15 protein-coding genes and 1 tRNA gene are annotated in these 11889 nt (G+C 61.8%); 10 read left to right on the top strand and 6 right to left on the bottom strand.

Going from position 1 to position 11889, the window contains the following annotated elements; all coding sequences use genetic code 11:
- Nucleotides 1-115: 115 nt before the first annotated feature.
- Nucleotides 116-664, top strand: a complete 549-nt coding sequence (locus HJA_RS17470; RefSeq protein WP_155840105.1) for a DUF4262 domain-containing protein — start codon at nt 116-118, stop codon at nt 662-664.
- A gap of 16 nt (nt 665-680) precedes the next feature.
- Here HJA_RS17470 and HJA_RS17475 read toward each other — a convergent pair whose 3' ends face one another.
- The 3 genes from HJA_RS17475 to HJA_RS17485 all read right to left on the bottom strand — a co-directional run bounded on the left by HJA_RS17475 (nt 681) and on the right by HJA_RS17485 (nt 1859).
- Nucleotides 681-917 (bottom strand): hypothetical protein, encoded by a 237-nt coding sequence (locus tag HJA_RS17475; protein WP_035585008.1) that lies wholly within the window; start codon nt 915-917, stop codon nt 681-683.
- Between the two features lie 122 nt (nt 918-1039).
- The gene (locus HJA_RS17480; protein WP_035585010.1) at nt 1040-1276 is read right to left on the bottom strand and encodes an HP1242/YdcH family protein; all 237 of its coding nucleotides are present in this window, start codon (nt 1274-1276) and stop codon (nt 1040-1042) included.
- A 100-nt stretch (nt 1277-1376) separates the two neighbouring features.
- Entirely contained in the window at nt 1377-1859 is a 483-nt protein-coding gene (locus tag HJA_RS17485) for a DUF3617 family protein (protein ID WP_155840107.1), read from the bottom strand.
- A gap of 165 nt (nt 1860-2024) precedes the next feature.
- Between HJA_RS17485 and HJA_RS17490 the strand changes: the two genes are divergently transcribed.
- The 6 genes from HJA_RS17490 to HJA_RS17515 all read left to right on the top strand — a co-directional run bounded on the left by HJA_RS17490 (nt 2025) and on the right by HJA_RS17515 (nt 9107).
- Nucleotides 2025-2771, top strand: coding sequence for an electron transfer flavoprotein subunit beta/FixA family protein (locus HJA_RS17490; protein ID WP_035585014.1), 747 nt, complete (start codon nt 2025-2027; stop codon nt 2769-2771).
- A gap of 1 nt (nt 2772) precedes the next feature.
- Nucleotides 2773-3702 (top strand): electron transfer flavoprotein subunit alpha/FixB family protein, encoded by a 930-nt coding sequence (locus tag HJA_RS17495; RefSeq protein ID WP_035585017.1) that lies wholly within the window; start codon nt 2773-2775, stop codon nt 3700-3702.
- A 187-nt stretch (nt 3703-3889) separates the two neighbouring features.
- The gene (locus HJA_RS17500) at nt 3890-4768 is read left to right on the top strand and encodes a 3-hydroxybutyryl-CoA dehydrogenase (protein WP_035585019.1); all 879 of its coding nucleotides are present in this window, start codon (nt 3890-3892) and stop codon (nt 4766-4768) included.
- A 141-nt stretch (nt 4769-4909) separates the two neighbouring features.
- On the top strand, nt 4910-7033 hold the full coding sequence (locus tag HJA_RS17505; protein ID WP_035585020.1) for a TonB-dependent siderophore receptor: 2124 nt from the start codon (nt 4910-4912) through the stop codon (nt 7031-7033).
- Nucleotides 7034-7048: 15 nt separating this feature from the next.
- Entirely contained in the window at nt 7049-7618 is a 570-nt protein-coding gene (locus HJA_RS17510) for a hypothetical protein (RefSeq protein ID WP_035585023.1), read from the top strand.
- A 4-nt stretch (nt 7619-7622) separates the two neighbouring features.
- A complete protein-coding gene (locus tag HJA_RS17515) occupies nt 7623-9107 on the top strand; it encodes a PepSY-associated TM helix domain-containing protein (RefSeq protein ID WP_035585025.1) in 1485 nt (494 codons plus the stop codon).
- 23 nt (nt 9108-9130) lie between these two features.
- On the opposite strand, the gene HJA_RS17520 is transcribed toward HJA_RS17515, so the two are convergent.
- Nucleotides 9131-9207, bottom strand: a tRNA-Arg gene (locus HJA_RS17520).
- Nucleotides 9208-9299: 92 nt separating this feature from the next.
- Here HJA_RS17520 and HJA_RS17525 point away from each other — a divergent pair.
- Genes HJA_RS17525 through HJA_RS17535 form a run of 3 tightly spaced genes read left to right on the top strand, consistent with a single transcriptional unit; the run spans nt 9300 to nt 11076 of the window.
- Nucleotides 9300-10076 (top strand): thermonuclease family protein, encoded by a 777-nt coding sequence (locus HJA_RS17525; protein WP_051597849.1) that lies wholly within the window; start codon nt 9300-9302, stop codon nt 10074-10076.
- Nucleotides 10077-10132: 56 nt separating this feature from the next.
- Entirely contained in the window at nt 10133-10618 is a 486-nt protein-coding gene (locus tag HJA_RS17530) for an MmcB family DNA repair protein (protein WP_035585027.1), read from the top strand.
- Nucleotides 10615-11076 (top strand): hypothetical protein, encoded by a 462-nt coding sequence (locus tag HJA_RS17535; RefSeq protein ID WP_035585034.1) that lies wholly within the window; start codon nt 10615-10617, stop codon nt 11074-11076. The genes HJA_RS17530 and HJA_RS17535 overlap by 4 nt, the downstream gene beginning before the upstream one ends.
- Here the strand turns inward: HJA_RS17535 and HJA_RS17540 are convergent.
- Both HJA_RS17540 and HJA_RS18730 read right to left on the bottom strand, forming a co-directional pair.
- Nucleotides 11073-11522 carry an ABA4-like family protein gene (locus HJA_RS17540; protein ID WP_035585038.1) on the bottom strand — a complete coding sequence of 150 codons (450 nt, stop codon included), beginning with the start codon at nt 11520-11522 and terminating at the stop codon, nt 11073-11075. The genes HJA_RS17535 and HJA_RS17540 overlap by 4 nt on opposite strands.
- A 166-nt stretch (nt 11523-11688) precedes the next feature.
- Nucleotides 11689-11889 (bottom strand): hypothetical protein (locus tag HJA_RS18730; RefSeq protein ID WP_206741743.1); only part of this gene is annotated, 201 nt, incomplete at its 5' end.

Genomic DNA, 11889 nt, shown 5'->3' on the forward strand with positions numbered 1-11889 from the left:
ACCTCCCCCGCTGCGCAGGGGAGGATAAGAGAGACTCCTCCCACCGGATGGCCACCGCCATGCCGGCGGCTCGTGCTGGATTGCCCCCTCCCGCACACTTCGTGAAAATTCCGTCATGCTTAAATCTCCGTCATCTGAAGAGATACGTCTTGACCGGAGGCCCGGTACAGCGCGTCATTCCCTGATGGCGGGCGGTATCGTGATCGAGGAAGAAAAGCGGATTCTGGGCAGCATCGAGGCCCATGGCTGGTATGCCGTGCACCGCTACGATCCTGAGCTTGTGGAGCCGAACTACACCTATTCGGTCGGTTTCTCGCAGACGCTGGACGCGCCGGAGTTCATTGTCTTCGGCCTGCACCGGGATGTAATGTACGACATGCTGGCGGGCGTTTACGACAAGATCAAAGCAGGCCGGAAACTTGAGGACAATCAGGTCTGGAAAGGCCTGCACGAGGATTTCGACTGCGTGGCCCGAAAAGTCTCGCATGAGGATGCGTTCGGGAAATATGCCGTGCTGGCCGACTGGCTCTGGGCCCGCAATGGCCAAGGCGGACATCCCGCACTGGTCCAGATCGTCTGGCCGGGCTTGCTGGACGGGCTTTATCCGTGGGACGAAAACTGCCGGGACACGGTCAAAGAAGCCCAGCCGAAACTGTGGCGCTGAGCCGGAACCGGGCGGCTCAGGCGCTCAAACGGGCAAACAGGGTCTCACGGAGAGCATCACGCTGGCGGCGAAGCTGGGCCAGATAGGCATGGCAGGCAGGCTCAATCCCGCATTCGATTTCCTGAAGTTCCTGCGTAATGGCTTCATAGGCTTCGGCCAGTTGCATGAAGTCGCCTTCTTCCGCCTCCAGTTCAAAGATACGGCTGACGGACTCCGGAAAGTCGCCGGCAAGGCCAAGGGGCAAATGGGGCATCGGGCTTGTCCTCCCGGGGCAGCTGCATCTGTCTTCCCGCCAAATGTGGCAGACAGGGGCAGACCAGCCCATTCGGGATTCTACTTAAAGCCGATTCTCCCCTGGCCTTTGCCGGAAAAGGCTTACGCCTTGAGCATGTTGTAGATTTCATCCTTGAGCGCCATCCGCTGCTTGCGCAGCTCGGTCTGGTGCTCGTCACTGGCCGGTTCCACGTCGGTCTCGATGCGGTGAATCTGACGGTTCAGCTCGTGATACTCATCCGCCAGCTTGGCGAAATGGGCATTGCTGGTTTTCAGCTCATGGATCTTGTCGGCCAGATCCGGGAATTCTTCGGTCAGTTCGTGGGGCGTGTGCGACATGGATGTCCTCCGGTTGAGTGCAGTCTCTTACTGGCATGTCATATCGGCCGGCGGAATTGCCAATTGCGGAATCTACCTAGTCGCTGCGACTACGGGGCGACTAGGGCCCGGCGGCCAGGTCGTCCGGCAGGCAGGCGCCGGCCAGGCGCCCCTTTATGGTTACCCGCTGGTTCTCGACCGGGCCGGGACTGCGCAGGGAAAACCGCTGAAGGAACTCCGTCGGCCGCGTCGGGTCCACGGAAAGGGTTCCGGCACCGCTCATCAGCCCCTCCGGAAAAACGCAGAACACGTCAAAAGCCTCGCCATAGGGATCTGCTCGGACATCCGAGACATGGCAGCGCGGGTCGATGAACGTGTCGGGGCGGATCCGGCGCGCTTCCTCCCCTTCCAGGCAGGCCGCCCCGCCGAAGGGGTCTGTCCAGGTATCCAGCAGCGTTCCCGTCCCCGGATCCTGCAGGCTGGTTTCGATTTCCGTGGTCACGGCGTAGAGGCCAGGATCAAGCGCTGCGATGCCTTCCGCAGCCGCCGGCAGCGACAACACAGAGGCAAAAACTAGGCTCAGGAGCAGTCCGGATCGCGTCATTGGGGTATCATATTGCAGAAATCGCACCGCTTAAGACCAGAAATCACTTATTTTTGCGCGCCAAATTGACACTTACGTCAACGTCAAACTTGCGAAAGCTTTTCAGTGCCTGTAGGCAACGCCCATCTATAAGTCCAATCTCTCGAAACGTGTGGAGCGCTGCTCATGAAGGTCCTCGTGCCCGTCAAACGCGTGATCGATTACAACGTGAAAGTCCGCGTCAAGCCGGACAAGACCGGGGTCGATCTCGCCAATGTGAAGATGTCGATGAACCCGTTCGACGAAATTTCCGTCGAAGAGGCTGTCCGCCTGAAAGAGGCCGGCACCGCAACGGAAGTCGTCATTGTTTCCATCGGTCCGCAACAGGCACAGGAAACCATCCGGACGGCCCTCGCCATGGGCGGTGACCGCGGCATCCTGATCAAGACCGATGAAACGGTTGAGCCGCTCGGCGTCGCCAAGCTGCTGGCCAAAGTGGTCGAAGAAGAAAAGCCGGACCTCGTGGTTGTCGGCAAGCAGGCCATCGACGACGATTCCAACCAGACCGGCCAGATGCTGGCCGCTCTGCTGGACTGGCCGCAAGGCACCTTCGCCTACAAGCTGGAGAAGGACGGCGATGCGCTGACCGTGACCCGCGAAGTCGACGGCGGCCTCCAGACCGTGAAACTGGCCCTGCCGGCCGTTGTCACGGTTGACCTGCGCCTCAACGAGCCGCGCTACGCGTCCCTGCCGAATATCATGAAGGCGAAGAAGAAGCCGATCGACGAGAAGGCCCCGGCCGACTACGGCGTCGACATTTCACCGCGCCTGTCCGTCGTCCAGGTCACTGAACCGCCGGTGCGCCAGGCGGGTGAGAAAGTCGAAGACGTCGCCACCCTCGTGTCGAAACTGAAAACCGCAGGAGTTGTCTGATATGGCTGTGCTCGTAATTGCTGAACACAACAATGCGGCCCTCTCGGACGCCACCAACAAGGTCGTGACCGCTGCTGCCAAGTTCGGCGGCGATGTGGATGTTCTGGTCGCCGGTGAAGGCGCTGGCGATGTGGCCGCTGCGGCTGCCAAAGTGTCCGGTGTGCGCAAGGTGCTGCACGCCGACGGCGCCAGCGTTGCCAAGCAACTGGCTGAGCCGATGGAAGCTCTGATCGTTCCGCTGATGGCTGGCTATGACGCTGTTCTCTTCGCCGCCACCACGGCCGGCAAGAACATGGCGCCGCGCGTCGCTGCGAAGCTCGACGTGATGCAGATCTCCGAGATCACCGCCGTGATCGACGCCGATACGTTCGAGCGCCCGATTTATGCCGGTAACGCCATCCAGACGGTGAAATCGGCCGATGCGAAGAAAGTCGTCACCGTGCGTGGTACGGCCTTCGAAGCTGCTGGCGAAGACGGCTCGGCTTCGGTCGAAACGGTTGACGCTCCGGCAGGCCCGTTCAAATCGGAATTCGTTTCGGAAGAAATGGTCAAGTCGGACCGTCCGGAACTGGCCGGCGCCAAGCGCGTCGTCTCCGGTGGCCGCGCCCTCGGCTCTGCCGAGAAGTTCCAGGAACTCATGTTCCCGCTGGCCGACAAGCTCGGCGCCGCTGTCGGCGCATCGCGCGCGGCTGTGGACGCTGGCTACGCTCCGAACGACTATCAGGTCGGCCAGACCGGCAAGATCGTCGCGCCGGAACTCTACATTGCCATCGGCATCTCCGGCGCCATCCAGCACCTTGCAGGCATGAAGGACTCCAAAGTCATCGTCGCCATCAACAAGGATGAGGAAGCCCCGATCTTCCAGGTCGCCGATTATGGCCTGGTCGCGGACCTGTTCGTCGCCGTACCGGAACTGACCGGCGCGCTCTAAGCGAACCGCACTCTATCATGACGCGAAAAGCCCGGCCTGTGCCGGGCTTTTTGTTGTCCGGAAACAACATACCGGTCTCAATCCGTCGCTGTCCCCTGCCCCGGCCTGATGTGCTCACTTGATCTTTGACGCACCGCACAAACAGGTTATGTCACAAGGCTTAGAACAAGACTCAGGGCAGAACCGCATGACCAACCTTCAGACGATCGGCGTGATTGGCGCAGGCCAGATGGGCAACGGAATCGCGCACGTCAGCGCCCTTGCCGGCTATGACGTCGTGATGACGGACATTTCTGAAGACGCGCTCAAGCACGGTATGGAGTCGATTGAGAAGAACATGGCGCGCCAGGTCTCGCGTGAGCAGTTCAGCATCGACGAAATGAAAACGGCGCTCGCCCGCATCAAGACCTCCACCTCGATCAAGGCGCACGAGAATGATGACCTGGTGATCGAAGCGGCGACCGAGAAGCGCGAAGTCAAAGAGCAGATCTTCAAATCAATCTGCGAAATCGTGCCGGCCAGAACCTATCTGGCCACCAACACATCCTCCATTTCGATCACCCGCCTCGCCTCGACGACCGACCGGCCGGAAATGTTCATCGGCATGCACTTCATGAACCCGGTGCCGCTGATGAAGCTGATGGAAGTGATCCGCGGGCTGGCGACCAGTCAGGAAACATATGAGACGGCCATCGGCTTTGCCAACCGGCTGGAAAAGACCACGACCAATGCCGAGGACTATCCGGCCTTCATCGTGAACCGCATCCTGGTGCCGATGATCAACGAAGCCGTGTACGCCCTCTACGAAGGCGTCGGAACGGTGGACAGCATCGACACGGCCATGCGCCTCGGCGCGAACCATCCGATGGGTCCGCTGACGCTCGCAGACTTCATTGGCCTCGATACCTGCCTGTCGATCATGCAGGTGCTTCACGACGGCCTGGCGGATACGAAATACCGCCCCTGCCCGCTACTCGTGAAATATGTCGAAGCCGGCTGGGTCGGCCGCAAGGTCGGCAAGGGCTTCTACGACTATTCCGGCGACGCCCCGGTCCCGACCCGCTAAGTCTCTGATCCCAGACGCCAGCTGTGAGTACAGGTCGCCCCAGTGGGACGGTCTGCCGCTGCAATTTGCGAATGAATTGCATTTACACACCCTCCGCATTCCCGTAAATGCGACTCACTCGCAGTCTCAAAGGGGTCTATTATGCGGAAATTTGGAAGCGTGCTGGCAGCAGCCATGCTGACGGCAGGGGTCGCCTATGCTCAGGACATCAACGGGGAAGACGCCGACGAGCAGCGCCTGGAAACCGTCACGGTCACCGGCCAACTCTCGGACTTCGGTGCCACGAAAACCACAACGCCTATTCTGGAAACGGCCCGGTCAATCTCGATCGAGACCGAAGAACAATTCCGGGATAAGGGCGCGCTGACGCTCGCCGCCTCATTCGATTACGCTTCCGGCGTCGATGCCGGCACCTATGGCCCGGCCACACGCGGTGACTTTGCCAGCATCCGGGGCTTCGATGCCGCCGAATACCGCGACGGCCAACAGGTCCTCTTCGGCTACTACAATAATACGCGTACCGACATTTACATGCTGGAACAGGTGGAAATCCTGAAAGGGCCGGCCTCTGTTCTGTATGGCAAGGGCACGCCGGGCGGTATCGTCAATGCCGTCTCCAAGCTGGCCGGGCCCGACAAGGCGAACGAGGTCGTCTTCGACATCGGCACCAATGAACGCTATCAGGCCGCCGGAGATTTCAATCTCCAGCTCTCCGAGAATGTCTATGCCCGCCTCGTCGGCGTCTATCGCGACAGCGGCACGCAGGTCGACCGCGTCAATGACGATGCCGTAATCCTGATGCCGTCGATCAGCTATGACAATGGCACCACGCGCCTGACTGCCATGGCTGAATATTCGGACCGCGACAGCGACACGTCTTCGCAGTTCCTTCCTCTCACTGGAACGGGATGCGTCAGTGGCCAGGTGACGATCACGCCAGCGATCGTTTGTGCCAATGCCAACGGCGAAGAAATCGATCCGTCGACCTATCATGGTGAACCGGGCTTCAACCGCTACGACACGGACTCCATCCTCGTCAGCCTGCTCGGCTCCCACGAGTTCAGCCCGAATTTCTCAATCGATGGCATCTTCCGCTACAAGGATGGCGAAGCGGATTACCGGCAGGCCTATATCGACTTCCTCGGCGCGGGCACGCCTCGCATTGATGTAGATGGCAACGGCACACGCACCTTCTATCGCAGCGACGCCTCTTCAGAACAGGCTGCACTCGATGTCCGCGCCCGTTATACTTTCTCCACCGGCGCACTGGATCACGAAGTCTTTGTCGGCGCAGCCTATCAGGATGTGACCACCAGCAGCCGCTACATCTACGCTGGCGGCATCGGGCCATTCAATGCCTACGACCCGGTCTATACCGGTTATCCGGCAGCCTTCGATGATGCAGCCAACTTCTATGATCCAGGTGATACGCAAACGGAAGATTATGGTGTCTACATTAACGACCAGATCTCCCTGAATGCATGGAAGTTCAATATCGGCGTCCGCTACGACGACACCGAAACCAAGACCGCGACCACCACGCAGACGGATGATGCCACCTCGTTCAGCGTCGGCGCGCTCTATGCATTCGACAACGGCATCTCCCCCTATGTCAGCTTCGCGGAATCCTTCGAACCGGTAATCGGTCTCGACGGCTTCACCAGCCAGCCGCTGAAGCCGCGCGAAGGGGAACAATGGGAAGCTGGCATCAAATACCAGCCGCCGGGCACCCGCACCTACATCACCGCCGCCTATTTCGAAATCGAGGAATCCAACCTGCCGAACCCGGCATCTCTTATCGGTCAACCGGACAGCCAGCAGGAAGGTGTCGGCACATCCAAAGGGGTGGAGTTCGAAGCCCTGACCACGATCGGCGACTGGTATCTGGAAGGCAATCTCAGCCTGCTCGATACCGAATCGCCAAATGGCATTCCTTTCGATTCCATCGCGGAAGATCAGGCTTCGACCTGGATCCAGTACCAGCCGGAAGCCGGCCCGCTCAAGAACTTCAAGGCAGGCTTTGGCGTGCGCTATCTTGGTGAAAATGAGAGCAACGGGGCTGGTTCATTGGGTGTCGTCCGTGTCGTGACGGACAGCGTGGTTCTAGGTGACCTGCTCCTCGGCTACGAGACGGAAAACTGGGACCTGACACTCAACGCCCGCAATATCACCGACGAAAACTATTACGCCACCTGCCTGGCTCGCGGTGACTGTTTCCCCGGGGAGCAGCGGACCGTTGTGGCCCGCATCGCCCGGCGCTTCTAGTTCATGGAAGCGGGCATGCTTCTCCGGAGCGCCGCCTGCGTTCTGGCGGTCTGCGGCATCTGGTTGCTGCAGGTCGCCTGGCGCAGACGGGCCGGAAACGGGCGGCACCTGGCCTTCGGCTGGGTCGCCCTCTTCCTGTCTGTCATCCTGTGGGCGGCCACAAGTCATCCGGACAAAGGAACCGCGCTCGGCATTGTCGCGATCATGCTGGCGGCACTGGGCGCGCTTGCCTGGATCTATGTGCAGGCCGAGCAGAAACCAGCCCGGGACCCGGCCGACCGTCGGGCCAGGGTAGCGCGAGCCGGCGTTCCGGAAATTCTGAAACGCATCGCCGCAGGCATCCTGCTCGGCCCGCTCGCAGGCCTTGCCGCACTGGCCATTGCAACGGCGGGATTCGTGGCACTGCAGAAGGCAGGCCTTGAACACACAGGCAATCTGGTGATCGCCATGTTTGCCTTTCCCCTGCTCTGGTCAGCCCTTGCGGTTGTCGCCGGAGCCAACAGCCGCCTCTGGCGTAAAAGCGCCATCGTGATCGGCGCGGGCCTTGCCCCGCTCGCCTATCTCGGACTGGCTGCACAAGGATAAAGTGATGGCAAGAACGCTCTGGCCCAGATCCTCCTCCGTCCGCGTCGCCCGGTCACTGGCCGCGCACTCGATTCTGGGGCTTGCCCTCGGCGGCCTCATCTACATCCTGGCGGTGACAGGCACACTGTCCGTCTTCAACCGGGAATTCCAGAGATGGGAACAACCGGCCGCGCCGGAGATGGCGGTCATTTCACCGGAAGCGGCGGAGAAAGCCGCAACGGCCGTCTACGAAAGCGAAGACCCGCAAACCACGCACCTCTACATCAACTTCCCCCGGCCTGACCTGCCCCGCACGGTCATCACGACGGATACGCAGGCCTTTTTTGCCACGGCAGAGGGTGACATTGCCGGACGGGAACACTTTCCGTGGACGCAGTTCCTGCTGGATCTGCACTATTACCTCCATCTGCCCCACATTCTTGGCCTGACCGTGGTTGGCGCGCTGGGTGCTTTCCTGGTCGCCCTGTCCATTTCCGGCCTTCTGGCGCATCCACGCATCTTCCGGGACGCTTTCACCTTCCGCCGCAATTCCGGCCGCACCGGCCTCGCGGACCTGCACAACCGGCTGAGCGTATGGACAGCGCCTTTCCACATATCGAATGCGCTGACCGGCGCCATTCTCGGCCTTGCCAGCGTCCTGGCCTTTGCCATCGCCGCGGCAAGTTTCGGCGGTGACGCGACGAAAGTCTTCAGCCCTGTCTTCGGTGAGGACCCTCCCCTCAATGAGTCCCCGGCCGGTCTGGCAGAGATCGCCGCCCCCATCGCCCACATGCACGCAGAGTATCCGGACCTGAAGCCGACCTTTTTCATCCTGCATGACCCGGGAACGGCGGGGCAGCATGTGTCGGTGATTGCTGAACACCCCAATCGCCTGATCTTCGGTGACTATTACAATTTCGATGCGGACGGCGTGTATCTTGGCAATACTGGCCTGTCCGATGGAACCGCTGGCCAGCAGGTCGCCGGCTCTGTCTACAATGTGCATTTCGGAAACTGGGGCGGCCTGCCCATCAAGATCGCCTATTTCCTGTTTGGCCTGTCGCTTTGCACCATCATTGCCAGCGGACTGAATATCTATTTCGTCCGCAGGCGGGCACAGGGCCGCCCGGCGCCCCGGCTCGAAGCGGGCTGGGCAGGCATCGTCTGGGGCACACCGGCCACCCTTGCCCTCACCCTGCTGGCATCGGTCAGCGGGATCGCCGAAGGGCCGGCACTGGTGGCATTCTTCTGGCTGCCCCTGGTGGCCATCGTTACGGCCTGCCTTTTCATGGCGGACGCAGCCAGGTGTACCCGCAGTCTGCGGCTGGCTGGCGCAGCCCTGCTGGCGGCAGGTATCCTGCTGCACACAGGCCTGTACGCCGGCAGCCTTGATCAGGCGAACCTGATCCCCTTTTCTGTCTGCGGACTTATGATTGCAGCACTCCTGGCCGCAAGCGCATTGAGATCAGGACCGCGACAGCAAAGCATGCGCGAAACCCCAGCGGAGTAGTCCGTTTCCAAGCGCAGAAAATCTGGCGATCCCGGCGCGATTCGAACGCGCGACCTACAGATTAGGAATCTGTTGCTCTATCCTGCTGAGCTACGGGACCGTCGGGAGAGAGCTATAAGCCAATTGGCGCGGGGGTTGAACCCGGTTTGAAGGACTGGCGGCAGCTGACGGGCATGCTAGGACATTCCGGATATGCAACGGTTTTTCCTCCTCCTCTGCCTCTCCCTTGTGGCAGCGTGCGCGAAGCCGCACCCGCTGGATGCGCTGGAACCGGGCGAGCATGGCCGCGTGGTCCGCATCATCGATGGGGACGCGCTGGTGCTGGACACCGGTCAGAGCGTGCGCCTTGCCAGCATCGAAGCCCCTGCCCGGCCCTGGAAGGAGCGTGCCGGAGAGCCCTTCCAGGAAGAGGCCCGGCGCATACTGGAAGACATGGCCCTCGGCCGGGAAGTCCAGCTCTTCTATGGCGGCCTGACCCGCGACCGGTATGACCGGGCGCTCGCCCAGGTGCGGACGACCGATGCTCTCGGGCCGGACCTCTGGCTGAATGCCGAGATGCTCCGCCGGGGCGGCGCGCGGATGCGGATCTATCCTGACACAGCCGGCGGCAGCGAGACCTTTCCGGCGCTGGAAGCGGAGGCCCGCGACGACCGGCGCGGCCTCTGGGCAAAACAGGCTTATCGAATCGCATCCGCTGAAGCGCTGCCGGAGGATTTCGAGCGCTTCCAGCTGGTGCGCGGTACGGTCAGCGGGATGGAGGGCGTCAAGGATTATGGCACCAGCTGCGCGCTCCACATGCAGGGTAGCGCCCTCCGGCTGGAAATCGCCAATGTGGCCGCCGCCTATTGCCAGCTGCCCGAGGGCACGCCGGTCCTGGCACGGGGCTATGTGCGGGAGGGGCGGATGGAAGTGACACACACACTGAACCTCCAGCTGCTTCCGCCATCTCCGCCCCCGGCGCCCGCTTGACCCGGCCTCCGCAGCAGGACTAGGGTGAAGAGAACAATACCGGAACACGAAATCCCATGGCCGACGGCGCCGACACGACAGAAGATCTTGCCCGCGCAGCGGCCATTGCGCGCGGAACGCTGCGCCTGCTGGCGGATCTGGGGCTCTGCGGCATTCAGGAAATGACCCTCGCCAACAATCGCCGGGCCGACATTGCCGCCATTGGCCCGGGCGGCGAGGTCTGGATGGTGGAGATCAAATCCGGCGTGGCCGACTTCCGGTCCGATGCCAAATGGCCGGAATACATGCCCTTCTGCGACCGGTTCTGGTTCGCTGTGGACCACGACTTTCCGCAGGAGCTGATCCCCGAAGAGGCCGGCCTGATCGTGGCCGATGCCTTTGGTGCGGCAGTGATCCGGGAGGCCCCGGCGGAGAAGCTCTCCCCTGCCCGGCGCAAGGCCGTAACGCTGCGTCTGGCACGGCTTGCTGCGATGCGGCTTTCTGCAGCGGCGGATGCAGGCTGGACGGCGAGCGAAGCAGCGCTTACTTCCACCGGCTTATGAGCCACGCTTATCCCCTCGGCAAAACCGTCGACGCCGCCCTGTCAAAGGTGGCCCCGGCCGCGCGCACCCTGCCGGAGGCCGAAGCGCTGGCCCGGACGCTGGACCCGAAACTCAAAGTCGTCGAACTGGCCATCGACTGGCTGACTGTCTCGGAAGAAGCCGCCGACGCCATGTTCGCGCCCTCCGATGCGCTCGCCCATGGCCATTTGCAGCGCTATGAGGATGACAAGGGCCATCCGGTTGTCGCCGTTACCTGGTGGAAACTGGCCCTGCCCGGCGAGGCAGCGGAAAAGCCCGCCAAGCCTGTCCCAAAGGCCGAACCGGCTGCCAGCGAACCGGCCGACCATACCGACGATCTCTACTTCCGCCGCGGCCGGACCAAGCCGTCACGGCGGCGCTATGTCGATCCACGCCAGCTGGACCTGTTCCGCCAGTCCCGGAAAGACGACGAGGCCTAGGCCTCCACCAGGCTCATATTGCCCTTGCCGGTGAGCTGGCGCAGCACGAGGTAGAGCAACAGGCCGACCGGCCCGAACATCAGCGTGAAGAACAGGCAGGGCAGCAGCATCCAGTGCGCGACGCCCCGGCGCCGGGCATCGCGCGCCTCCCACGCCCCGACAAACAGGTCGAAGACAAGATAGTGCGACCAGCCGACCAGGATGCCGAGCGGATGGGAGAAGAGCTGCGACACGCCCGCCGCCGAGCCGAAACCGCCGCCGTCTGCGCCCATGCCGAAGAACAGGGTCATAGACAAGGTCACAATATAGAAAATGCCAAGCGCCAGCGGATAGACACCCGAATGCACGACAAGGCGCGTCACCGCAGTCCCCGGTGCCAGCGCCAGCAGCAGCCAGGCCGGCATCACGCTGAGATTGATGATCGTGTAGACCGTTTCGTAACTCATGATTTCCTCCCTTTTGCGGGAACTCTGCGCCCGGATGGACGGGGCGGCAAGGTTCGTCCCAGCACAAGCGGCCGGAAAGGCGGGTGCCATCCGGTAGGGGAATCTGCTTTCACGCCAGTCATCCTGCGACTTCGCTCAGGATGACTGACGGCGCACGAAGGCCCGGCTAGGGCGGACCCCGCACGTGCAGGCCATGATCATACCGGACTACGCCATGACTATAGATGACTAAACCGGACTTATCCGGATCATGACGGACTATAGCGGACTTGCCGCGCACGCAGCCACAAACCGAGACAGGCACATCGCTGCCAAGGGCAGGATGTTTCCAGCGGGGAATGTGCGGCGCTTCATATGTATAGAGATC

Origin of the sequence: Hyphomonas jannaschiana VP2, from assembly GCF_000685215.1 — a bacterium.
Classification (GTDB): Bacteria; Pseudomonadota; Alphaproteobacteria; order Caulobacterales; family Hyphomonadaceae; genus Hyphomonas; species Hyphomonas jannaschiana.